17 protein-coding genes are annotated in these 23,247 nt (G+C 50.2%); 6 read left to right on the top strand and 11 right to left on the bottom strand.

All coding sequences use genetic code 11. The annotated features are described in order from the left end of the window. Position 1 precedes the first annotated feature (1 nt). A complete protein-coding gene (locus Q0698_RS08455) occupies positions 2-2,026 on the bottom strand; it encodes an NADPH-dependent 2,4-dienoyl-CoA reductase (protein ID WP_298635698.1) in 2,025 nt (674 codons plus the stop codon). Between the two features lie 87 nt (positions 2,027-2,113). On the opposite strand from Q0698_RS08455, the gene Q0698_RS08460 reads away from it, so the two are divergent. Then, positions 2,114-2,728 (top strand): TetR/AcrR family transcriptional regulator, encoded by a 615-nt coding sequence (locus Q0698_RS08460; protein ID WP_298635700.1) that lies wholly within the window; start codon positions 2,114-2,116, stop codon positions 2,726-2,728. Between the two features lie 16 nt (positions 2,729-2,744). Here the strand turns inward: Q0698_RS08460 and parC are convergent, their stop codons facing one another. Both parC and serB read right to left on the bottom strand, forming a co-directional pair. Next, positions 2,745-4,997 carry a DNA topoisomerase IV subunit A gene (gene parC, locus Q0698_RS08465; protein ID WP_298635702.1) on the bottom strand — a complete coding sequence of 751 codons (2,253 nt, stop codon included), beginning with the start codon at positions 4,995-4,997 and terminating at the stop codon, positions 2,745-2,747. Between the two features lie 125 nt (positions 4,998-5,122). Next, complete coding sequence (gene serB / locus Q0698_RS08470) at positions 5,123-5,965, bottom strand: phosphoserine phosphatase SerB (RefSeq protein ID WP_298635704.1); 843 nt, start codon at positions 5,963-5,965, stop codon at positions 5,123-5,125. Positions 5,966-6,130: 165 nt separating this feature from the next. Between serB and Q0698_RS08475 the strand changes: the two genes are divergently transcribed. The 3 genes from Q0698_RS08475 to Q0698_RS08485 all read left to right on the top strand — a co-directional run bounded on the left by Q0698_RS08475 (position 6,131) and on the right by Q0698_RS08485 (position 10,606). Further along, positions 6,131-7,174 (top strand): hypothetical protein, encoded by a 1,044-nt coding sequence (locus Q0698_RS08475; protein WP_298635706.1) that lies wholly within the window; start codon positions 6,131-6,133, stop codon positions 7,172-7,174. Beyond that, the gene (locus Q0698_RS08480) at positions 7,171-7,791 is read left to right on the top strand and encodes a class I SAM-dependent methyltransferase (RefSeq protein WP_298635707.1); all 621 of its coding nucleotides are present in this window, start codon (positions 7,171-7,173) and stop codon (positions 7,789-7,791) included. The genes Q0698_RS08475 and Q0698_RS08480 overlap by 4 nt, the downstream gene beginning before the upstream one ends. Before the next feature lie 142 nt (positions 7,792-7,933). Continuing rightward, positions 7,934-10,606: a M1 family metallopeptidase gene (locus Q0698_RS08485; protein ID WP_298635709.1), complete on the top strand. Its 2,673-nt coding sequence runs from the start codon at positions 7,934-7,936 to the stop codon at positions 10,604-10,606. Between the two features lie 174 nt (positions 10,607-10,780). On the opposite strand, the gene Q0698_RS08490 is transcribed toward Q0698_RS08485, so the two are convergent. Continuing rightward, a complete protein-coding gene (locus Q0698_RS08490) occupies positions 10,781-11,746 on the bottom strand; it encodes a patatin family protein (protein WP_298635711.1) in 966 nt (321 codons plus the stop codon). A 530-nt stretch (positions 11,747-12,276) separates the two neighbouring features. Between Q0698_RS08490 and Q0698_RS08495 the strand changes: the two genes are divergently transcribed. Beyond that, a complete protein-coding gene (locus tag Q0698_RS08495; protein ID WP_298635712.1) occupies positions 12,277-12,912 on the top strand; it encodes a TIGR04219 family outer membrane beta-barrel protein in 636 nt (211 codons plus the stop codon). A gap of 131 nt (positions 12,913-13,043) precedes the next feature. Here the strand turns inward: Q0698_RS08495 and Q0698_RS08500 are convergent, their stop codons facing one another. The 7 genes from Q0698_RS08500 to Q0698_RS08530 all read right to left on the bottom strand — a co-directional run bounded on the left by Q0698_RS08500 (position 13,044) and on the right by Q0698_RS08530 (position 20,948). Beyond that, positions 13,044-14,969, bottom strand: a complete 1,926-nt coding sequence (locus Q0698_RS08500; protein ID WP_298635714.1) for an acetoacetate--CoA ligase — start codon at positions 14,967-14,969, stop codon at positions 13,044-13,046. Between the two features lie 217 nt (positions 14,970-15,186). Continuing rightward, complete coding sequence (locus tag Q0698_RS08505) at positions 15,187-15,825, bottom strand: hypothetical protein (RefSeq protein ID WP_298635716.1); 639 nt, start codon at positions 15,823-15,825, stop codon at positions 15,187-15,189. Between the two features lie 69 nt (positions 15,826-15,894). Then, positions 15,895-17,130, bottom strand: a complete 1,236-nt coding sequence (locus tag Q0698_RS08510; RefSeq protein WP_298635718.1) for an ABC transporter permease — start codon at positions 17,128-17,130, stop codon at positions 15,895-15,897. After that, positions 17,127-18,359, bottom strand: a complete 1,233-nt coding sequence (locus Q0698_RS08515) for an HlyD family efflux transporter periplasmic adaptor subunit (RefSeq protein ID WP_298635720.1) — start codon at positions 18,357-18,359, stop codon at positions 17,127-17,129. Before Q0698_RS08515 ends, Q0698_RS08510 begins: the two co-directional genes overlap by 4 nt. Further along, positions 18,356-19,324, bottom strand: coding sequence for an efflux RND transporter periplasmic adaptor subunit (locus Q0698_RS08520; RefSeq protein ID WP_298635722.1), 969 nt, complete (start codon positions 19,322-19,324; stop codon positions 18,356-18,358). The genes Q0698_RS08515 and Q0698_RS08520 overlap by 4 nt, the downstream gene beginning before the upstream one ends. Then, positions 19,321-20,268, bottom strand: a complete 948-nt coding sequence (locus tag Q0698_RS08525; RefSeq protein WP_298635725.1) for an HlyD family efflux transporter periplasmic adaptor subunit — start codon at positions 20,266-20,268, stop codon at positions 19,321-19,323. The genes Q0698_RS08520 and Q0698_RS08525 overlap by 4 nt, the downstream gene beginning before the upstream one ends. Beyond that, the gene (locus Q0698_RS08530) at positions 20,265-20,948 is read right to left on the bottom strand and encodes an ABC transporter ATP-binding protein (RefSeq protein WP_298635727.1); all 684 of its coding nucleotides are present in this window, start codon (positions 20,946-20,948) and stop codon (positions 20,265-20,267) included. Before Q0698_RS08530 ends, Q0698_RS08525 begins: the two co-directional genes overlap by 4 nt. Before the next feature lie 389 nt (positions 20,949-21,337). Here Q0698_RS08530 and typA point away from each other — a divergent pair, with 389 nt between their 5' ends. Then, on the top strand, positions 21,338-23,161 hold the full coding sequence (typA, locus tag Q0698_RS08535) for a translational GTPase TypA (RefSeq protein WP_298635729.1): 1,824 nt from the start codon (positions 21,338-21,340) through the stop codon (positions 23,159-23,161). Positions 23,162-23,247 lie beyond the last annotated feature (86 nt).

Below are 23,247 nucleotides of genomic sequence, written 5' to 3' on the forward strand. Positions count from 1 at the left end.
GTTAAAGCTGAGCGGCTAAGCGTGTACCTTGATCAATAGCGCGCTTGGCATCCAATTCAGACGCCACATCTGCACCGCCAATCTTATGAACACTCAACCCTGCTAACGGATCTATTAACAGATTATTCGGTTCTTGGCCGGCACAAATAATGATGTTATCCACGGCCAAAACCTTGGTTTCGCCATTCACGAGGACATGAAGTCCTGCGTCATCGATCTTGGTGTACTCACACCCTGGCACCATTTGAATACCTTTCTTTTGGAGGCCAGTACGATGAATCCAACCAGTGGTTTTACCCAAGTGCTTGCCCACCTTTGAAGTCTTACGTTGCAGAAGCCAAATTTCCCGAGGAGACGGGGTGTGATCTGCGACAACGTTTTCAATACCACCACGCGCTTCCATGGTCATATCAACGCCCCACTCATTCATAAAAGCAGCGATGTCTTGGCTAGTTGCCTGACCTTCGTGTGCTAAGTACTCACTGATATCGAAACCAATACCGCCAGCACCAATCACGGCTACCGACTTGCCTACTTCGGCACCGGACATCACATCAATGTAGCTCAGTACTTTAGGGTGATCGATTCCTTCAATGGGTGGCGTACGTGGCAGAATACCGGTAGCCAAAACAATCTCATCGTAATTCGCCTCACGTAGCTCGTCACCGGTAATGAACGTGCCAAGGTGAAGGTTCACACCAGTGAGTTCTATCTGCTTACCGAAGTAACGAATGGTTTCATAGAACTCTTCCTTACCAGGAATACGTTTGGCGATATTGAACTGACCGCCAATTTCTTCGGCTACATCGAACAGATCAACGGAATGTCCGCGTGAGGCCGCAGTGGTTGCGAAGGCCAAACCTGCAGGCCCTGCGCCCACAACCGCGATACGCTTCGCACTGGTAGTGGCTTCAATGACCAACTCCGTTTCATGACAGGCTCGAGGGTTAACAAGACAGCTAGCTTCCTTGAGCTCGAAAACGTGATCTAGACAGGCCTGGTTACAACCAATACAGGTATTAATTTCATCGGATCGATTCTGTTCTGCTTTAACAACAAAGTGTGAATCGGCAAGGAATGGGCGGGCCATGGAGACCATATCGGCATGACCTTCAGCCAATACTTCCTCGGCGACTTCCGGCGTATTAATACGGTTGGAAGTGACTACCGGTACTGAGAGTTCTTTCTTGAATTCCGCGGTGACCCAGGTGAACGCTGCGCGCGGCACCTTGGTAGCAATAGTAGGGATTCGCGCTTCGTGCCAGCCGATACCGGTATTGATAATCGTAGCGCCAGCCACTTCTACTGCTTTACCTAACTGCACAATTTCATCTTTGGTGGACCCGCCTTCCACTAAATCGAGCATGGATAGACGATAGATAAGAATAAATTCTTCACCTACCGCTTCGCGACAACGACGAACAACTTCAATCGGCAGGCGAATACGTTTTTCATAGCTACCACCCCACTCATCGGTGCGTTGATTAGTGCGTGCCGCAATAAACTGGTTCAGAAAATAACCCTCTGAGCCCATGATCTCAACACCGTCATAACCAGCTTCCTTAGCCAATACCGTTGCCTTGACGAAGGACTGAATTTCTTCCTCAATCTCTTCTGTAGTGACCTCGTGGGGCATGAACGGGTTAATCGGCGCCTGGATGGCTGAAGGCGCTAATGGTGATTCATTAAAGGCGTATCTACCCGTGTGGAGAATCTGCATCGCAATTTTACCACCGGCTTTGTGCACCGCACTGGTGATAATTCGGTGATTATCAACATCTTGCTGGTTTTCCATACACGCTGCATGAGCGGCTGTGGCTGCACGTTTATTGGGACCAATACCACCGGTGACAATAAGCCCTACACCGCCCTCTGCGCGTTCCGCATAGAAAGCAGCCATGCGTTCAAACCCATTGGGTGCCTCTTCCAACCCGGTGTGCATTGAACCCATCAATACACGATTACGTAGCTGGGTGAAACCTAGGTCCAATGGAGCTAGTACATGGGGAAAATGTGCATTCGACATAGTTGTGCGCCTCTAAAAAATCACTTTACAGTTGAACCTTATGCCTCTATGTTGACAGTGTCAAGATTAAACTAGGTGATATGAATTATGGCTAGCGTTTACCATCACGGCAACTTGCGACAGGCATTATTAGACGAAGCAGATCGGATTATTGAGACGGACGGTATTGATGCGCTGTCAGTCCGCAAGCTAGCGGATAACGTTGGCGTGTCGAGAACCGCTCTCTATCACCATTTTCGTGACAAGAACGCGCTACTTTCTGCCATTACCGAAGCACAGTTTAGTCATTGGGGAAAACAGCTAACCCATGTGCTTGATGATCAAGCTCCTATCAAAACGCAGATTAAAGCGTTCGCCAAACAGTACCTCTCTGGCGCTACGGAGCGACCCGCGCATTATAATTTAATGTTTGGCAAACCCATTTGGAAAAGCGGCGAGCCCAGTGAGAGCCTCACTGAAATTTCCCGTGCAACCTTTCAAAACTACGTGATATTAATCAAACGTTGGCAGGATTTGGGTGCCATTGAAGCTTCGATACCAAGCCTACAACTTGCTCAGGTAAGCTGGGGAATGCTCCATGGCTTAGCGCGATTATTGATTGATGGCGTGTATGTGGATCATAAACAAATTGAGGAAATGAGTGATGCCGTCGCCCGTTTACTCTTAAACGGGCAATCGGCGACACCGAGTAGCGAATTTTAATCAAGGGCGAGACATCTCAACCCTCAACAATCTCCACCGAATCTACATTCTGGAAGCCACGAGGCAGTTTATGACCGCGTCTACCTCGCTCACCAAAGTAATGCTCAAGCTCGCTGAACTTAAAGCTTACATGGCGTTTACCCGAAGTAATCACAACCCGCTGATCTTCTCGGAAGACCGCCGCGGAAAGCATTAACTCTTCCCTGGTAGCAGCCCGAACCGCAGAGATATTGATAATCTTATTACCCTTGCCTTTGCCCAGCACCGGGAGTTCGCTCAATGGGAATACCAGCATACGGCCCTCGTTACTGATTGCCGCAACCCATAGCTGTTCGCCTTCGGGTAGCACAATTGGCGGTAGCACCTGCGAGCCCTTGGGAAGACTAATGATGGCTTTACCTGCCTTATTTCGGGAGCTCAAATTATCGATTTGAGTGACAAAACCATACCCCGCATCGGATGCCAGCAGCAGACGCTCGCTTCCCTTGCCTAACAGTAGCCCCTCAAAATTGGCTCCTGATGGAGGGTTAACTTTGCCGGTTACTGGTTCACCCTGCCCTCGCGCTGATGGCAAGCCATGAGCTGGGAACACATAGGATCTGCCGGTAGAATCCAGGAGGTAAACGGACTCGTTGGTGCGACCTTTAGCCGCGAGCTTAAATCGGTCTCCAGACTTATAGTTCAAGGAGCTTGGATCAACCTCATGACCTCTCGCTGCGCGAATCCAGCCCATTTGTGACAGTACAACGGTGGTGTTCTCAACACTCACCAAATCCATTTCAGACAGTGCCTGCGCTTCGGCACGCTCAATGATTGGCGAGCGACGCTCATCACCAAACTCATCGGCGGCTTCTTGCAGCTCATTTTTAACCAGAGTTTTAAGACGACGCTCTGAAGACAGCAATAGTTCAAGCTTCTTCCGTTCTTCGTTTAACTCATTCTGTTCGCCACGGATTTTAACTTCTTCTAACTTAGCTAAATGACGAAGTTTTAATTCTAGAATGGCCTCTGCTTGAATATCCGAAATACCGAAGCGCTCCATCAACACCGGCTTCGGTTTATCCTCTTCACGAATAATGGCAATCACTTCATCAATATTGAGAAAGGCAACCATTAAGCCATCGAGGATATGTAAGCGAGCAAGTACCTTTTCAAGACGATAATTAAGGCGCTTGCGAACAGTTTCAACGCGGAAGTGCAACCACTCCTTGATAATCTGATCGAGGGACTTAACCCCCGGACGACCGTCATTACCAATCATGTTGAAGTTCACCCGATAGCTCTTCTCAAGATCGGTGGTCGCGAAAAGGTGATTCATCAGCTGATCTACGTCCACCCGGTTGGAGCGTGGAACAATTACAAATCGTGTTGGGTTGACATGATCCGACTCATCTTTCAGATCCGAAACCATCGGCAACTTCTTCGCCTGCATCTGTGCGGCAATTTGCTCAAGTACCTTGGCGCCTGAGGTCTGATGAGGTAGCGCGGTGATAACAATTTCACCCTGCTCCTCCTGCCAGACCGCACGCATACGAACGCTTCCGCGCCCAGTTTTATAGAGTTTATGCAGTTCGGCCTTGGGCGTAATGATCTCGGCGTCAGTTGGGTAATCTGGGCCCTTAACGTGCTCGAGAATCTCGTCGAGGCTGGTTGAGCTACGCTCTAAACAGGCGATGGCCGCGGCGACAATCTCACGAATATTATGCGGCGGGATATCGGTGGCCATACCCACTGCAATACCCGTACCGCCGTTGAGGAGGATGTTCGGTAGGCGCGCTGGCAGTACCAACGGCTCTTTCATGGTGCCGTCGAAGTTATCAATCCAGTCAGCCGTACCCTGTCCAAGCTCACTCAGTAAGACATTCGCATACTTGGCTAATTTAGCCTCGGTGTATCGCATTGCCGCGAAACTCTTCGGATCATCCGGAGAACCCCAGTTACCCTGACCGTCTACGGTGGGATAACGGTAGGAGAAGTCCTGAGCCATGAGTACCATCGCCTCATAGGCCGCAGAGTCACCGTGGGGATGAAACTTACCAATCACGTCACCCACCGTACGGGCGGACTTCTTAGGCTTAGCCGAGTTGCGTAAGCCCAGTTCGCTCATGGCATAAATGATGCGTCGTTGAACGGGCTTCAGACCGTCGCCGATATTAGGCAAGGCGCGGTCCAGGATGACGTACATGGAGTAATCGAGATAGGCTTTTTCGGTGTAATCCTTTAGCGGTACGCGTTCAATACCATCATTCGAAAGAGTTAACTCACTCATCTTGTTCCTTATTTTACGAGCGTAAATTAATGCGTTGAACCAGTTTAAACCGAACTGAGGTTGTTCTGCACTACTTCAATAACACTTTCTATAGGAAAATAAGAATTTAGTGAGTTAAGCCTATTCTAGACACTCCCGTAGAGCGCTTTGGCGATGCCGTCTAGGCCACCATAATTGAGCGTAAGCGGCGCCAGTTCCTGAACCTTCGGCTTAGCTTTGAAGGCAATACCAATCCCAGCGGCCGCTAACATCGGGAGGTCATTAGCGCCATCGCCCACGGCTAAAACTTGGCTACTCGCCAGATCCATTTCCTCGGCCATCTGTGTTAACTGCTGTGCTTTAAATTCCGCATCAACAATCGGCTCAACGGCTAGCCCGGTAAGCTTACCGTCAACAATATCTAAGACATTCGAATAGACTTCATCAATGCCCAACTTTGCCGCCAGACGCGTAGCAAAGAGTTCAAAGCCGCCACTGAGAATAACGGTTTTGACGCCCTGGGAGCGCAACGTTGCTATCAATGTGTCAGCACCAGGCATAATCTGGATACGATTGAAAATACCCCCCAACTTATCCGATGGTAACCCGTTAAGCAGCGCTAGGCGTTCGCGAAAGCTGGCTTTAAAGTCCAACTCACCGCGCATTGCCCGCTCGGTAATAGCCGCTACCTGATCCTTGATACCTAGCTCGGCCGCCAACTCGTCAATAACTTCCGCTTGAATGAGTGTTGAATCCATATCAAAACAGGCAAGCTGGAGCAAATCCTGGTTCGCGAACATGAAGATATCGGCCTCAGGCTTGATCTGCTTGAGCGTCTCCTGCCCCATCACCGTTGCGGTTCGCCACTGCGCCAGCTGACTGCCATCCGCTTGCGTTGAGATCTCAGGGGCGGCGGCCAAGACTTGACTGTACTCGGCAATTTCCACGGTGCTAAACGAGGAGGCAAAAACTGAAACCAAACGCTGCATAGCAACTCCATTTACTCATTGAACGGGTTAAATTAGTGTGTGAAGGATTATACAAATTGTGATTCACTAACGTTTGTATTGGCAACAATACCAAAAAAATGAATACTGCCAATCTGCGGTCAATCTTTGTAAACTAGAACCGCGTTTCAGACGAAGGTAATTCCCGTGTTAAAAATTGATCGACTAGCGCTGCGTTTCCTACTGCTTGGTTCGGCCGCAATACTCATTGCGTTGCCCACACTCTATGGACTCTTTAGTGCCCAACAGCATCAGATAGATCTTCGCTTTGGCGAGGGGCTTTCGCAACGCTTAGCCATCGATAGCACCGAAGCCATCTTGGCCGATGACGAATTAGCGTTGAATGCTACCCTCGCTAGCTATGAACAGCTCGAAAAAATCGCCGGCGCCAGCTTCATCAATTCAGCGCTCGAAGTGGTAAGTGCCAGCGGTGACCTAGACGGCATTCCCGTTGCTAGCCCAGTTATCATTTCCGGCGATGAGTATGGACAGGTGACGCTTTACGTGAAACCAGCGACTAAAGTGATCTCCATCCTATCACTACTCATTATTTCCGCAGTGATGGTTGCGCTCAGCGTCGCTGGATATTTCTCGACCATCCGACAGCAACCGAAACTAACGGTGGAACCGGACTCCGGAACCTTAGTAACCTTGGAGTTAGGTGACCTACCAGGGCTCGCTGATCAGCTGAGCACTCACACCATCAATAACCTCTACGGTGAGCTGCAAAATCAGGTGGAGGCGCTCTTCGACTCGTTGGGAGGCCAACTCTATTTGGCGCAGGGCCCGGTGTTACGCGGTTTATTCTTTTCGGCAGATCATTCACAACGCGCCACCACTGCTGCATTGATGTTAAAACGCCTCACTAATCACTGGGCCGCCGAGCAAGGCGTGTCTATCAACCGTCGTATTGCTGTCCAGGATGCACCATCACTAAACTTAAATGGCTCGCTGATAAATAATCACCGTCGTGCACAATTGAATCGCAATACGGGAATGCTACTTAAATCGGGCCAGCCCGGCGATATTATCTTTGGCCAACAGACAGGGGTTAACCTACCCAATGGCCTTACCTATCGCGAACACCCTTCACTGCGAATTGTCAGCCAATTTTCACCTCCTATTGAGCATACACTCGATTTAGAAGTGAACAAACTCATCCAATCCTTAGCTAATCCGGAGACACTGTGACCCTACCTTCACTTCCACTTGATATCGATTCGGTAAAGGGTTTTTTAGACCCTCTAGAAGGACAAGCATTGTTGAGCGCTGCGATGAGTGTGGCGGACCTTGGTCCAGTTATGGAGATTGGCAGCTATTGTGGTAAATCAACCGTCTACCTAGGCACCGCTGCTAAGCATTCCAACAATGTCATCTATGCGGTGGATCACCATCGCGGCAGTGAGGAACACCAATTTGGCGAAGCGTATTTTGACAGTGAGGTTTACGACCCTGATATTAGTGCCGTTGACACCTTTAAACTGTTTCGCCGAACCGTTGATCGCGCAAAGTTACAGGATATTGTGATTCCCATCGTTGCAGCCACTAAAGTAGCTGCAAAACACTGGGCAACCCCATTAGGCATGCTATTCATTGATGGCGGCCACAGTGAACAGGCTGCACTCGATGACTACCGCTGTTGGACACCCTTTATTCGCACAGGCGGTTTACTGGCTATTCACGACATCTTCCCGAATCCCGAAGATGGCGGGCAAGCCCCTTACAATATCTATCAACTGGCGCTCAATTCCGGTCAATTCGAATTGGTCAGTATGACGAAAACATTGGGGCTATTGCGTCGTCTTTAACCCCTAAACAATGATGCCCTTATGTAGGCGTCACGACGAAACGGTTACGAAGTGCCCCAAGCTCAAAAAGCGGTTAGGTATCTTCGGTAACTGAGATTAGCATCAGCTACAGACTACAAACTCTACAACGAGAGATCACTCAATGAAGCGTTTCCTAAGCATACTATCACTATCCGCGATATTCCTCGTGCTCAGCGCCTGTGATGCGCAGCAACCCAGCTCCAATCAACCCACAATTGACGATAGCCTAGCGCCCATTGGTCTTTTAGGTGATCTCTCGGAGCCACTCTACTACGAGGTCGATCTTACCGTAGATCCCCGCGAAGATGAGTTTTACGGTACGGTGGCCTTATCGTTTCGCCTTAATCGTGCTTCAGAACACTTCTGGTTACACGGCAACAATCTTCAGGTAGAGCGTGTTGAGCTCTTAGCAAACAATGAGAGTTTCGTCGCCACTTATGAACAGGTACTTGCCAGTGGTGTGGCTAAAATCACTTTCCCGATGGCGTTAGACGCCGGCGACTATGAAGTGGTCATTCACTACCGTGCGGCGTTTGATCTTAACCTCAGCGGCCTCTTCAAGGTTGAAGAGCAAGGCCTGAGCTATGCGTTGGCGAAATCCGAGTCCGTTCAGGCTCGTAAATTCCTTCCAGGCTTCGATGAGCCAGGTCAAAAGGCCCCGTTCGCATTCACCCTGACTGTTCCAGCAGCAATGCACGCCATCAGTAACACGCCCGAAGCCAGCGTAACTGAGTTGGAGAATGGCATGAAGCGCGTTACCTATCTGCCTACGCCAGCGATGCCTACCTACCTACTTAGTTTAGCGGTCGGCCCGTTTGATCGAGTTGAAGGACCTACTATTCCCGCTAATGAGTTCCGTGAAAATGAAGTGCCGCTAGTGGGTTACTCGCGAGCTGGACGCGGTGCAGAGTTGGACTACATCCTCTCAATCACGCCTGAATTTCTCGCGATTTTCGAGCGCGAACTCGAAAGCCCCTACCCATTTCGCAAACTTGATATTATTGCCGCGCCAGCTTGGCCTAGCGGTGCTACTGAACTATCAGCGGCTATTACCTATCGTGAGAGCCGTATTCTCCTTGGCCCAAACCCAGCCCCCCAGGCTCGCTTAGGCCTCCTCTCCATTCATGCTCATGAACTTGCTCATATGTGGTTTGGTAACCTAGTAACGCCTACTTGGTGGGATGATCTGTGGTTAAAGGAGGGGTTTTCTAGCTGGATGGAACCCGTGGTGATGGCCGAATTTGAGCCTAAAGCCGGTCATGAAATTGGCACGACCGTGGATGGACTCCGAGCAATGTCTTTGGACTCCTTGGCAAGCACTCGCGCAATTCGCGAGCCGATTGATCGTAATGAAGATATCCGCAACGCCTACGATGCAATCACCTATGCCAAAAGCACCGGTGTGATTCATATGATGGATAGCTACTTTAGCCCTGAGCTATTCCGCCCAGCACTTGGGCGATATGTCGCTCGCTTTGCGGAAGGTCGTGCCGATGCGGCCGAATTCTATGACGAAATTGCGACTCAGAGTGGCGAACCGCGTTTAGTGGAGTCCTTCCGCAGCTTCGTTGAACAACCGGGTCTGCCGCAGATTAATACCCAAGTGAGCTGTTCGAATAATCAAGTCACTGTGGCTGTCCAGCAGCAGCGTTATGCGCCGCCTGGTTCAACGATTGATACCCAAACTCAGCAGTGGGACATCCCAATGTGCTTTGTGGATGCCAATGGCCACCAGCAATGCGACATCCTCACTCAGAAAGCTGCTTCCTGGGAATGGGAAGGTGCTTGCCCGGGGTGGGTGTTCCCTAACGCCAACGGAGCTGGCTATTACCGATTTAATACCGACACTGCGAACTGGCAGGCACTCATTGCGAATTTCAGCGACTTTTCGGCGCCCGAGGTAATGGTCCTTATTGATAGTGCGTTCGCCGCCTTCAGTCAGGGAACACTATCCGCTCAGGAGCTGAAAAAGCTAGTTGAAGCCTCTACGGAATCCACTAGCCGACATGTTGTTGCAGCCGCGATGGGTCGTATTCGAGGCCTACTGGCAGTGAGCGACGAAGCCAGTAAAGCACCTCTAGCTGCTTGGGCGAACGCGCTATATTCGCCCCTACTAGAAACTTGGGGCGAAGGTAGTGACGAAGACTCGGTCATTTTGACCAATCAGCTTCGTAGCAGTTTGGCGCAGAGTTTCGATAATCAAATGTTACGTTCTGAACTTGCTCAGCAAGCCGCAGACTTCACCGGCTATGACGCTAATTCCGCCGAGAGTTCAGCCCTTACCACCGACGAATACCAGATGGCTCTTACCGTAGCCGTTGAGGACCTCGGTGATAGTTTCAGTCATCATTTGTTGGCTTTTGCCGATAATTTTGATGATTCTCGATTCCGTGCCGCTGCGGTGAATGCATTATCAGCAAGCACCTCTTCTGATTTCGTTACCACTCAGCATGCCTTCGTCCTAGCCGATGAAACCGAGTCACGCGAGTCCTGGTCTATGATTGCTGGCGCAATGACGGTGCCGGAGCTGCGCAGCGAACACTGGAGTTTCGTTCAAGCTAACTTCGAGGCCATCAGCAAGAAGATACCGGCGCAATGGCGCAGACGTATGCCGTTAGTAGGTACTGACTTCTGTAGTGCTTTAGAACAGGGTGAATTGCAGGCTTTGTTTGCTGAGTATGGTGAATTGACGCCAGGCTTCGAGCGAGCGCTTGCACAAACCAGCGAGCGGATTTCACTGTGCGAAGCGGCCAAGCCCAGCGCGAACGAATTTGCTAATCAACTGATTAACTAAATGTGACTCGCTCAGCCTCGTTTGCTGAGTGCTAGGTCTTGAAATCAAGAAGGCCCCGATTCATATCGGGGCCTTTTTTATAGAAACTATCAGCATTTTTTTGTTAATGTTCGGCGCTAAGAGTCGGTTACTAAAGTTGAATACGTTAAACACGTTGTGTACAAGCAGCTAAGCCTACGCCACCGACTGTCGCTGAGCGCCATTGATTCCTCGCACAAGTTCTGCGCCCCAAGTATTGACAAACAACACCCCGGTTTCATACCCCAATTTGTAATCTTTTATCAGCGCCTCACGAGAGCTACCTAACACAATTGAATCTAGCGCTCGATGTGGGGCTAGTTGAACTATTGTGACGCCAGCGGGAGGCTGCTGAATGTATTGTTCATCTCGTTGATAATTAGCTTGATGAGTATCCATCATGGAGCCGATGCGCGGGTTCGCGTTCGTGCGCTTAAAAAACTGGTGTATACCACGAGAAAAAATAGGTTCGGGCTCGCGTTCTTTTGGGGACACTCTGATAACAACAACGTAATTAGCTCCCTGCTCCACCACCTCTCGCGCTGGAATGGGATGTCCCAAGCCGCCATCTACAAACTGGTGCCCCTGAATCTCAACGCCATTGTCATAGAAATAGGGAATCGCACTTGACGCTTTAAGTAACAGAGCTAAATCATGATCATCATGATGAAACCTTCTGGGTGAGAAACTCTCGGCGTGAGTAGCCATAAACTGCAGCTGCATGTCTGTATTAGGAAGTTCACTCGCATCCAGTCGATAAGCTGGGTCAGCTTGCGTGACATCGAAGTACCAATCAAGGTCCATCACAGGTGCTGCTCTAAACCAATTTAGACGGCGGTAGAAGCGATCACTTGTCGAGACCTCTTCAATAATTCGTTTTGCCATACCCATTCTATCCATGGCATAAGTCGTACCAACGTGAGCACCACCGGATACCCCCAGTACCTGAATAAAGGGAGCAAACTGATGATCCATAAAGGCATCAACTACACCGGCCGAAAAGATGGTTCGCTGCCCACCTCCCTCTAGAACTAGTGCGGGTTTAACCGTCTTGGCTTTGTTTGGCAGGGTGCGGTAAATTTCGCTAATTCGGTGAAGATCAAACTGATAGAAATTGGACATGGCTTCCCTCTTAATCCTGACACCGCCTTGACCTAATGAATAAGACATTAGCCAAGCATTATCACTTTCCCTTAACCTTAGTCGTTGGCTTGGAATTGCTCCAAATAATTTGACGAAATTTATGACTTGGCAAAACCCCTTATAAAGTCACGCGTTTTTTCGCATATTTTTATTACTACCACTTTGGCATTATTAATTCCGCAAGCAGTAGCAATTCTCTTTACGAGAATCTTGATCCCAAACCACCCCCCCTTCGGTTTGGGATTTTTTTTACCTCGATTATTTAGAACTCTTTAGTACACACCTAATTCTTAGCTAACTCTTCGCTATTTGATGACGAGTTAGAACGTCATTTTCCAATGCCAAAATAGCAACGCTAATCCGCGCTCTTCGATAGCAAGCTAAGACCCCGTTCGGTATTGCCAAAACAGCCAATCTATAGACGATTATTGGCGTTCCCATTGCTTAGTTGCATATTTAATATCTCGTGCTAGCCTCCTAAATGATTGTTCTCAATATAAGGGTATGACATGAAACAGTTAGGTTTGATGATTTTTCTACTTACGTTTGCCACGGCTGGAGCGCACGCAGATGCTTTTGCAGTGAAAATTGGTGGCCAAGGTTGGCAGACCACTGCTGATAGTGGACCACTAGAAGCCGAAGAGAATGCGTTGTCGGTATGGGTTGCGTTAGAACATCCCATCCCACTTATTCCGAACGCCAAGATTCGTTCTTTTGACTTTGAAGAAAATGATAAGTTAATGGTCTTGAAGACCACTGACTATTTGCTCTACTACGAACTATTAGACAACGCAGCACTGACTCTAGATTTAGGGGTTGGGATTCATGAGATTAGCTCAGGAGAAGTTGCCGGTTATGAGTTTGAAGAAACGCTTCCTGCAATCTATGGGGCCGCTCGCTTTCCGTTCTTTGACAGTGACCAAGGTCTAGGGCTTTATGCAGAAGTGCTTGCAGCCTCCGAAGATAACGTCTCAATGACTGACCTTCAATTAGGGCTAAGTTACTCGTTCTCGCTATCTATTATCGATCTGCATTTGTTGGCTGGCTACCGTGTCATGTCCTATGAGCTAGATGGCATTAATGATCGAACCTTCGCCGAACAAGACTTTGATGGATTCACGCTAGGTTTCGAACTCGATATCTAAGTAATCTGTTTAAGCTCCCAAATACCTTCATTGGATTTGGGAGCTTTCCTCTCGAACAACTTCACGATCAAATGAGTCACTCGCCCTTCGCCCTTCGCCTTTCGCAGTTAGCGGCTAGATCTGGGCAGGAATCAAACTTGTAGTTCAGGCAAATCCTTAAAGAGCGCCAGCGACTCGGGATTCGCCAAGGCGTCAGTGTTCTTAACGGCTTCTCCATGCACTACCTGTCGGACGGCAACTTCCGTAATTTTGCCACTGAGCGTACGCGGAATATCCGCTACAGCAATTATCTTTGCGGGGACGTGCCGTGGTGTATTCTGTTCACGAATTCGCTTTGCCATAGCCTGTTTGAGCGAATCATTGAGCTCAGAGCCAGCTTTCATCCGCACGAACAACACCACACGGGTATCGTCTTCCCACTGTTGACCGATACAAATCGATTCCTCAATCTCCGCAAAGCTCTCCACCTCGCGATAGATTTCCGCTGTGCCAATGCGAACGCCGCCGGGGTTGAGTAACGCGTCGGAACGGCCGAAAATAATGAGCCCCCCCTGCTGGGTAATCTCCGCATAATCACCATGCGACCAGATATTGTCGAAGTGTTCGAAATAGGCGGAATGATATTTCTTATCCCCTTCATCGCCTACAAAACATAGCGGCATTGATGGAAACGGCTGCGTACACACTAACTCACCCTTTTGGGCAATGAGCGCCCCGCCCTCGTCATCCCAGACATTCGTTGCCATCCCCAGTGCCAGACACTGAATCTCGCCCTTGAAGACCGGTGTAATAGGATTGCCGCAGGCAAAGCAACCTAACAGATCCGTACCGCCGATAATTGATGCTAAACACACGTCCGCTTTCACATGCTGATAGACAAAGTCGAAGCCCTCGGGTGCCAGCGGCGATCCGGTTGAGAACAATACGCGCAGCGGTTTAAGGTGATAGTGTTCACGCGGGTGAAAGTCCGCCTTCTCAATCGCGGCTAAGTACTTTGCAGAGGTTCCAAAGTGGGTCACCTCATAGCGCTCACTAAGCTCCCACATTTTGTTTGGGCCGCCCACGAATGGCGAACCGTCGTAGCATACTAGCGTGGTGCCACCAGCCAGCGCGCTGACTTGCCAATTCCACATCATCCAGCCACAGGTGGTGAAGTACATTAAGCGGTCACCCGCTTTCATGTCACCGTGTAACGCATGTTCTTTTCGATGCTGAATCAGTGCCCCACCAACACTATGTTGGATACACTTGGGCTTCCCTGTGGTGCCGGAGGAATACAGGACGAACAGCGGATCATTAAAGCCCACCTGCACGTAACTTAAACCACTATTTGCAGTGCTAACCACGGTGGCCATCGAATGGTAGGCCGAAAAATCGTCCTCACAGTTCACATAATCTTCCACTACCACGGCCTGCAGTGATGGTAGCGCTGCGACGATCTCATCGACCTTCGACTTCATGGGCACCAATTTCGTATTGTAGTGATAGGCATTGATGGTGAAGAGTGCCTTGGGTGCCACCTGACCAAAACGGTCAACTAAACCGGCAACACCGAAGTCCGGTGAACAACTCGTCCACACCGCTCCCAGCGCGGCCGTGGCAAGTAAGCCCACCACAGCGGTAATACCGTGAGGTACGAAGCCGGCGACAACGTCTCCCTCGCCCACACCCTGTTGGCGAAGAAACTCACTGGTGGACGCAACCTGTTCACGCAATTGGGCATAGCTCAAACTCTGTTCGCGACCATCTTCCCATAGCGCGATTATTGCCAGCGCTTCATCGTCAGCTTGCAACAGGTTTTCGGCGTAATTAAGGCGTCCCTGGGGGAAAAATCGAGCTTTGAACATTTCTGAGTGGGAACTCAGATAGGGCCTATCACCTTTCGAACCCACCATACCGGTGCTATCCCACACGGCGGACCAGAAGTCCTCTAGATGGGAAATACTCCACTCATGGAAGTCCGCATAGTCATTGAAGGGGCCCAATTGATTGGCAAGTTTTGCCATCGCTGAATTTTCAAGTGCTTCCGCACCAGGTTGCCAGAGTAGTGATGTCATGAAATTCTTATCGTTGTGAGTAAAATCTACCCGAGTATATCAAACCCCGTGGCAAAGTACTTACGACCTTAGCCTGATAAATACTCATTTGAGGGCAATCAAATTTCATCCCTTAGAAGACCTTTGCTCGGCCCACTGCGCTGACCAGCACTTCGAGTCGTGCTGAAAAAAGTCAGCTGAACGCGAAAAAGTCGAAGCTATCGCCGTCAGCGTTTAGCTAAAGATAAACGGAATTATTATGCGAATTTCGAATGGGGACACAGGAGCGACGTGAACGATAGCACTGACTTTGCTTATAGGCTTCGAGACGCCGTTCAAAATTGGCGAGCTCACGGGGATCGAAGTCCGAAGTGTTCGCCATCTCAATGGCTTCGGTTTGATAACGAATAGCCATCCGAAAATCACCGTTCGCCGCAAACACGGCCGCCGCAGTATCCTGCTCTGCGGCCGTTAATTCGCCAAGACGAAGCATGGTTTGCATCCATCGAAACGCTTCGCGCGGATCGTACCAATGGTCATCCGGTGTGGTCACGAGGAACCAAGCAAGATCATTAACGGCAGGTTTGTAATCGGCCACGGCGGCCTGCTGAAGCCAGGCAGTGCCACGAGCTAGGTTGGGCTCCATGTCCACGCCCTGAAGAAAGATGGTGGCTAATCCATGGGCGCATTCAGGAAGCACCTCTGCACATTGTTCCAGATAGTAGAAGCCTCGCTGGCGATCGTTGAGATCCTTCGACTCATACAGCACCAGCGCTTCGGCGTACTGAGCTTCGGGGTCACCCTGTTCCAGTGGTGATATCGCCTCTTCACAGCCCACCAACAGGACTAAAATCATCAACCAACTTACTTTCAACATCCAATCTCTCCAACGTTATCGTTACGCGTTGAAACCACCACTCAATTCTCTAAGCCTAGGCGTTAAACACTAAGCGTGCTGAAGCGCTTCAATGGGATTAAGGCGGGCGGCTTGTTTGGCGGGATAAATGCCAAATGCTAATCCCACTACCGAGCAAATACCCACTGCACCAATAATTGCCATGAAGGAGAAAGCGACTTCCCAGTCCGCCATAAAGGCGATGACCCAAGAAAGAATAACGCCAAAGACCACTCCCATTAGTGCCCCCACGAGGGTAATCACAACCGTTTCAACGAGGAACTGGCGGGTGATATCGGCTTGGGTAGCACCAATCGCTCGGCGCAGACCAATCTCCTGAGTTCGCTCAAGTACCGTTGCCAGCATGATATTCATAATCCCAATACCGCCCACCAATAGTGAGATGCCTGCTACCGCTGACATGACCCAATTGAAGACTCGCTGAGTTTGCCGGTGTTGTTCTAGCAGTTCTGCCGGGACGGTGATGCTAAAGTCCTTCAGACCTCCATGCCTAGCCATTAAGAACTGTTCGAGTAGCGCGGCAACTTGGGTTTGATCCGTCCCTGGTACAATGTGGAACTTAAGCTGTGTGTAGGGGCTGGCGTCCGTCGAAACCTGTAATTTGGTGTGATAGGTACTAAACGGCACGTAGATTCTGAATCGTTCACCACCGCTCGAGAGCCCTTCTATGCGCTGCGTTGATTCAGCCGACGAAGCAATAACCCCTATGACTTCAAACCAGAGGTGATTGACTTTGATTAAGCCTCCAAGCACTTGTTCCCCAGGAAATAACGCCTGAGCCGCTTCGTCAGTAATCACGGCTACCTGATGATAGCGCTGAAAATCTTCACCATTAAACGCTCTGCCGTCGTCAACCCGAAGCGAGGAATTCTCTAAAAAGCCTTCGGTCACACCCAATACCTGAGGCGAAGCTTTGGCAAAATCGGTGAAGACCTGTTCCAGCTCCAAGGTCGATGACGCCGAGAAGCCCTCAACAAAGTCAAAACTCTCTGCAACGGCTAGGACATCCTGATGGCTCAGGCCAACACTCAACTCGCGAGCATCGGCATCACTGGCAGACTGATCAACGTAATCCACCACTACGCTATGTAGACCCAGTGTTTCGATAGCCTTCAGCGCAGCCCGCTCGGCGCCAACACCGATGTTCTGCATGGCGACCACCGCACCCACGCCAAAAATCATTCCGAGAAGTGTTAATGAGGTGCGAAGACGATGATGTAGCATTTGCTCCACCGCCTGCTTAATTTCATTCATTTGAATCATCATGGCAGGATTATTACCTCGTCACCTTCATTCAAGCCGCTTATTACTTCAACACGGCTCAACGTTCGCAAGCCTAATTGCAGTTCTCTTCGTTCTCTGGCTCCACCATTATTCACGTAGGCAATGTTAAGGCCATTCTCCTGTTGCAGCGCAGTCAGCGGAATTTGCAACACATCCGAGGCATTCGCTACGTTAAAACTCGCTTGGAAACTTAGATTAATGCGGCCAACTATTTCCGCTGGAATAGTGTCTAGTCCAACTTTGATGGTGAACCACTTACCGCGGCGATTTTCACGCTGGGCAGCCAATTGCGCAATACTCGTCACCGTCCCAGTGAGGGTTGCCTCGGGATAGGCATCAAGCTGGAGGTCCACCGGTGTACCCACTACGATACCGGCCGAATCTCCGGCAAGGACATGGACTTCGCCCACCAGCTGACTCAAATCTGGCATCTCGGCGATAGCCGTTCCACCCCACTCTACCGAGCCACTGGTCACAGGCTCGCCGCTTCGAGAGGACCGTAGTAACTTCACTACACCATCATGGGGAGCGCGGATCTCGGTTTGCGCTAAAAGTGCTTGGAAACGATTCGCATCTCTTTCAAAGCGTTCAACTTGAATCTGAGTGAGTCGTTCCTTGGAGCTGCGGCGTTCGCCATTTGAATCGCGGTCCCATTCAAGATAATTACCCCGAGCCTGGGTGTAAGCTAAGTCTCTGCCGTTATCAATCTGCTCAATCCGCGAGTAAACCGTATCGAGATCAGAACTAAAGGTTTCAATGAGTTGCACCTCGTCCTCGACCACCTGCAGGTCGTAATCAATCTCTACGTCCCGCTTGGCAAAGTCGGAACTATCCGCCACACCACGGGAAGACTCACGCTCCACATTCAATTTATTGGTGTTGTATTGAAAGGACGCTATCTCACCATTCAACTTTGCCACCACATCACCCATTTTGACTTCGGAGCCATCTTCAATAACCCAGTCGATGGTATGGAGGTTACCCGGCTGAAGAGATAGCCGCGTGGCCTCAGCGCTGACAATTTCGCCCGCAGCCGTGACCCGATGAACGAGGTCACCGCGCTCGGCGGTTTGCGTCAGTGCGGACGGAGCAGCGTCACCACATCCGGTGAGGACCCATGCCATGCTGCTGGCTAGCAGTATGTTCCTTGCTCCCTTGCTTGGTGTCAGCGCTGCGATAACAGGTCTGAACGCGACAAGAATTCTCATCATTTTACCTCCGCAAAACGGATCTGCGCTTTCAAACCCGGTCTCATAACTTGAGGATCAGGGTCAATCACTTCCACCACGACGTCCGCATAAACCGCGCTATTCTGCTGACGGTAAACGTTTGAAACTGACTTCACGCGCCCCATCCAACTTTGATCGTCCACCGAGTCAATCTTTAAGCTCACCTGCTGGTCTAGGTCTATAGCTCGCAGATCGCGCTCGGGAATAGCTACCGCCACCTCAATAAAATTTAGATCGGAGATTGATACCACTGCGAGTGCTCGATAGACATCGGAGCCCGCGGCAAATTTCTCGCCGCCAAAGCCACTTTGATAAAGCAAAATTCCGTCCTGTGGCGAGGCGAGCGCCATCTGAGAAATACCCTGTGACATGGAGGCAACCCGCGACTGTAAGCGGGTTAACTCAGCTTCATCAATGGCTTGCTCCGCCGCCGCTGAGGTCTCCTGCTGCTCAATGGATGATTCAATCTCGCGAACTCGCTCTGCGGCAATTTGCGCGTCAAGTTGATAGATACGCCGTTCTACTTCGGGCATCACGGGATCATTAATTGAGGCTTTCAATTGCGCTTTATCGCGGTTCATTTCGGCCTCAGCAAGATTCAGCCGTAATTCCTGAAGTGTTTGATCCAATTGCAGGGCTTTATCCTGAATACTCTGTTGGCGCTGAGCCAGTTGAGATTGCTGCTCTTGGAGCCGCCGACGCGGCTCACTTGGATCAAACCAAACCACCGGATCTCCAGCACTAACAAGCGATCCTTCAGGCGCCATACGTAGCACTTTGAACTGCCAAACCCGTTCAATGGACGGCGGCGTGATAAAGGTCTCTTTAAACGAACGAAGCTCGCCGGTGTAGCGTAATCCCTCTTCACGGACTGGCCCGATATTCGAATCAGTCGCATCACAGGATGCGAGCACTAAACCCAGGAGCAAGATTCCTAAACGATTCATAGCAACACCTCAACGCGAGCGCTCATACCTGGGCTGAGCGCTAGCTCACCCCGATTCTCGAAATTAATATTAACTGGGACCCAGCGCCCTAGGCCTCGGCGATCTCTTTCTACCCCCGCATCACCTACTGAGGTAATGGTGCCACTAAAATCTTCGGTTGGATTTTTGTCGAAGTGAATAGCCACCTCTACGCCCTCTGCCAAGGCGCTCGCATCCACTTCACTCACCCATGCCCTAAGTGACGAACCGCCAATTGGCAGTAACTTTAAGACGCTGGAACCGGGATCGAGGCTATCGCCAATTTGAATATCTCGCTCTTGGAACCGTGAACGTTGATAGATAACCAGCACATCCTCGGTAGCGGCAATGGTACTGCGCTCAATTTCACTCTGGGCAAATTCGTACTCGGCTCGCAACCGTTCAATATTCAGCGCTCGCGTCTGCGCTTGGCTGCTATTACGTGAGGCGGTGAATTCTGCCGCTTCAAGCGCCTTCTCTAGTTCAAGCTCAGCACTGAGTACTGCAAATTCCGCATCGGCAATCTCCTTGCGACTTGAAAAGCTAGTTTGACGCTCAGCAATTAATTTGGCCTTTTCTAACTCCAAGCGCGCCACATCAATGCGTCGCTGTGCCGATAAACTTGCCAGTGCTTCAGTTCGCTCCTGCACCGCGACATTATCCTCAGCGGCAATGAGCTGCTCTTCAAATTGATCAAAGCGAGACTGGAGCATCTCCGTATCAAAGCTCACCAGGGGTTCCCCGGCGCTAACAACGGCGCCTTCCTCGGCCATCCAAACAATCTTGCGGGACCAACCGGCGTAAAGATGACGAGGTGTTGAGATGATTGACTGCTGCAGTGAGGTGACCTCGGCGGTAAGCAGGAGTCGCTCTGCTGAGGCAGAAAAGCTAGCTAGGGTGAGGCATAACGCCAGTAACCACTTCATCGGATATCCTCCCTCTGAATCACGCCATCGCGAAGAAAAATAATGCGCTTGGCGAGCTCCGCAATTTCGAGCTCATGGGTGACCAAAATAATCGTCTGCCCCTGGGCATTTAGGCGACTCAGCAAATCCATGATTTCAACGGCGGTTTTGGAGTCCAATGCGCCAGTGGGTTCGTCAGCAAACAGTATCTTCGGTTCATTCACTAACGCTCGGGCAATCGCGACTCGCTGCCGCTGTCCACCGGACATTTGATTGGGGCGGAAATGTACCCGCTCGCCCAACCCCAGCGAGGTCAGTAATTCCGTTGCCCGCTCAGTTGCCTTAGGCCAGTCTGGATTATCGCTGTATTGAATGGGTAGCAGAACATTATCTAACGCCGACAATCGGGGCATTAGATGAAAGCTTTGAAAAACAAAACCGAAGGAACGATTGCGCACCGCGGATAGGGTATCGTCACTGTAATCGGCAATCGCCTCTCCCGCTAGCTGGTAATCTCCAGACGTGGGCGTATCTAAACCACCGAGAATATTCATAAGCGTAGATTTGCCCGAGCCCGAGGGGCCCATGATGGCGACAAACTCACCCTCTTCAATGGATAAATCGAGTGATCTTAGCACGTGTAACTGTTGGTCACCCATGCTGAAAAATTTGTCGATATTACTTAACTCTATTAACGCCATGTTGAATATGAACCCGTCCCTTTGGTTTCGTCCCTGGAGTTGCGGCGCTCCCGAACTAATCGGCGCTACGCTAGTTTTTTATTTAGTGGACGAGTCTACTGCGTTTCACGCGAGGAGCAACTAGGGGATAGGCGAAAGCCTAAAAATGAAATTGGGCACCTAATATGAAACGCGTAAGGATGAAGCTGGGCCCTTAGCATGGAGGAAGCTGAAGGCAGCAGTATTATTCACTTTCAAGGGCTGTTGGTACAAACGCGAATGCACAAATTAGACATTTGCTATACACTGTCGCGCAACTACACTCAGCGAAGCGTCGCATCGCCGTTCGGATGTGATACCCGGTGGGTATTCAGGATAGCATTAAGCGGCACCTTAAAAGGAAAAAAACCTTGGATATCAGTAACTTACGTAACATCGCAATTATTGCGCACGTTGACCACGGAAAAACTACCCTAGTGGACAAGCTGCTTGAGCAGTCCGGTACACTTGATCGTAAAGACGTGGGCACCGATCGTATCATGGATTCTAATGATCAGGAACGTGAGCGCGGCATTACCATTCTTGCTAAAAACACCGCGATCAAGTGGAATGACTACCGCATCAACATCGTAGACACCCCTGGACACGCCGATTTCGGCGGTGAAGTTGAGCGTGTTATGTCGATGGTTGATTGTGTATGTCTGCTTGTTGATGCGCAAGATGGCCCGATGCCACAAACTCGCTTCGTTACCCAAAAGGCATTCGAGCGTGGTTTGAAGCCGATTGTTGTGATCAACAAGGTAGACCGTCCTGGCGCGCGCCCTGACTGGGTGCTTGATCAGGTATTTGATCTGTTTGATAACCTTGGCGCTACCGAAGAGCAGTTAGACTTCCCAGTGGTATATGCTTCAGCGCTAAACGGTGTAGCAGGTCTTGAGGCAGACGAGCTTAGCGAAGACATGACGCCGCTACTACAGATGATTGTTGATAAGGTTGACGCCCCTGAGGTTGATGCTGAAGGTCCTTTCCAAATGCAGATTTCTGCACTGGATTACAACAACTTCACCGGTGTTATCGGTATTGGTCGTGTCACGCGCGGTTCGGTTAAGCCTAACCAGCAAATCGTTGTGTCTGATCACAATGGTCATTCGCGCAAAGGTAAAGTACTTCAGGTAATGGGTTACCACGGCCTTGAGCGCGTTGAAGTAACCGAAGCGACTGCGGGCGACATCATCTGTGTCACCGGTATCGATCCACTCAACATCTCGGATACCCTGTGTGATCCAAGCAATGTTGAAGCGCTACCAGCACTTACGGTAGACGAGCCAACCGTATCCATGACCTTCCAGGTTAACACGTCTCCTTTCGCTGGCCTTGAAGGCAAGTTTGTGACGTCACGTAACATTTCTGAGCGTCTTGATCGCGAGTTGATTCACAACGTAGCACTGCGTGTTGAACCCGGTGACTCACCGGACAAGTTCCGTGTTTCTGGCCGTGGTGAGCTTCACCTTTCAGTATTGATTGAGTCAATGCGTCGTGAAGGCTTCGAAATGGGTGTATCACGTCCGGAAGTTGTTACCCGTGAAATTGACGGAGAAACTCAAGAGCCGTTCGAACGCGTAGTCTTGGACATCGAACTTGATCACCAAGGCTCGGTAATGGAAGAATTCGGTAACCGTGGCGGCCAAATTGCCAACATGGAGCCAGACGGTAAAGGTCGTATCCGCCTTGAGTACGTTATTCCAGCACGTGGCCTGATTGGTTTCCGTAGCCAGTTCATGACCCTTACCTCAGGTTCGGGCATCCTTACCTCAATCTTCGATCACTACGGTGTTGTTAACGCCGGCTATAAAGTTCAGCGTAATAACGGTGTATTGGTATCTATGGTTAAGGGTAAAGCATTGGCTTTCGGTTTGTTCGGTCTTCAGGATCGCGGCCGTTTGTTCATTGATCCAAACGTTGACGTTTACGAAGGTCAAATCATTGGTTTGCACTCGCGTAGCAATGACTTAACGGTTAACCCTACCAAGGGTAAGCAGCTTACTAACGTTCGTGCCTCGGGTACTGATGAAGCGCTCACGCTAACACCTCCCGTTCGCCATACGCTAGAGCAGGCATTGGACTTCATCGATGATGACGAGCTGGTAGAAGTAACGCCTGAAAGCATTCGTATTCGTAAGAAGAAGCTGAAAGAGAACGAGCGTCGTCGTGACGACAAAGCTAAGAAGGCGTAAGCCACTTTAGCGCTCAATAAATAATCCTCACCCTACGGTGGGGATTTTTTTTGCCTGGAAGATAGCATAATTATTGCTAGACCAAG

This window comes from uncultured Umboniibacter sp. (assembly GCF_947497555.1).
Taxonomy (GTDB): Bacteria; Pseudomonadota; Gammaproteobacteria; order Pseudomonadales; family DSM-25080; genus Umboniibacter.